The following is a 1,303-nucleotide window of genomic DNA, read 5'->3' as shown; positions in this document are numbered from 1 at the left end:
TGTCTCGTCCTGGAATACGGCTACAGGTTAAACTTGATTTTTACGCTGCATTTTGGTGTACCGCATTAGGTGTTTGATAGTCTAAAGATAAATGTAATCTTATTTCATTGTATAGTTTGATGGCATTTTTTGCCGCTCTTTTAGCATGAGCCAGATCTGTAAAGGTCTGATCGAGGTAGAATTCATCTTTGAGTATTCCGTTTACACGTTCTGCCAGTGCATTTTCATAGCAATGATTATCCTCGGTCATACTGATTTGTACTTTATTCTTGAGAAGGATCTGGGTGTATGTAGTACTGCAATATTGAAAACCCCTGTCTGAATGATGAATAAGCCCTTTGATATTCTTGACCTGGTATATTGCTTTATTTAGAGCCCTAACGCATCCTTTGAGCTCAAGACTGTTGCTAATGTCATAACCTACAATTTTTCTGGAGTGCATGTCTGTAATAAGGGCTAGATAACAAAAGCCTTTTACGGTTCTGATATAAGTAATATCGCTAACCCATACCTGGTTGGCTCTGCTAACCTTAAGTTCTTTGATGATATTTTTATACTTGTAGAACCGGTGCATGGAATTGGTGGTTTTAGTGGCGTATTTCTTTCTAAGTGTGAGCATGTTATGTTTTCTAAGGATGTTGAATAAAGTGTCTCTTCCTACTTTGAGATGTGCTGTTTCAAATTCGTTGTTCAGGGACCTCATGAGTTTCCTGACCCCTTCCCTTGGAAGGGATTTACGTCTTTGCTTGACGATTCTAACGACCTGTCGTTCTATTTCCAGACGTTGGTCCTCTCTTCGTTTGTACTTGTAATAGGCATCTCGTTTGAGATCGAAACACCTGCAAATAGTGGTCAAAGAAGCAAATCCCTTAGCTTTATCCTTAGCCTTGATTAGGGCTTGATATTTAGTTTTTTTTTGAGTTCCACCACCGATTTGTAGCCCAGTTTTTCTGCAGCTACTTCCAGGTATGATTCCTCAATCAAAGCATCCATATCTTTTTTAAGCAAGAGCTTTTTGAGCTGTTCGATCTCTTTCTGAAGTTGCTTAATCCTTGTTATTTCATCTTTAGTGTTCACAGTAACTCTGGTGTTCATAAGGTCTTTCCGATGGTATTTCTTGATCCATTCATTTATAGTTGAAGGAGCTATACCATAGAGTTTCCCCAGTTGATACTTGTTTAGTTTTCCTGTGGTAAGTTCGTCTAAAATTTTGAGTTTGAAAGATTCCGAATACCGTCTGATTACTTTGTCATTTTTGTACATAACTATTTAAAATTATGTAGCCTTTATTCAGGACGGGTCA

Annotated in this window: 2 protein-coding genes; both read right to left on the bottom strand. The window is 38.0% G+C overall.

Annotation, left to right across the window (positions count from 1 at the left end; all coding sequences use genetic code 11):
• Positions 1 to 40: 40 nt before the first annotated feature.
• Positions 41 to 856, bottom strand: a complete 816-nt coding sequence (locus tag NE848_RS17265; protein WP_252115859.1) for an IS3 family transposase — start codon at positions 854 to 856, stop codon at positions 41 to 43.
• 35 nt (positions 857 to 891) lie between these two features.
• A complete protein-coding gene (locus NE848_RS17260; RefSeq protein WP_252115858.1) occupies positions 892 to 1,263 on the bottom strand; it encodes a transposase in 372 nt (123 codons plus the stop codon).
• Between the last annotated feature and the right edge of the window lie 40 nt (positions 1,264 to 1,303).

This window comes from Gramella jeungdoensis (genome assembly GCF_023805255.1).
GTDB lineage: Bacteria > Bacteroidota > Bacteroidia > Flavobacteriales > Flavobacteriaceae > Christiangramia > Christiangramia jeungdoensis.
Note: the sequence above shows the minus strand (reverse complement) of the source record. Positions and strands in the feature narration are given on the sequence as shown.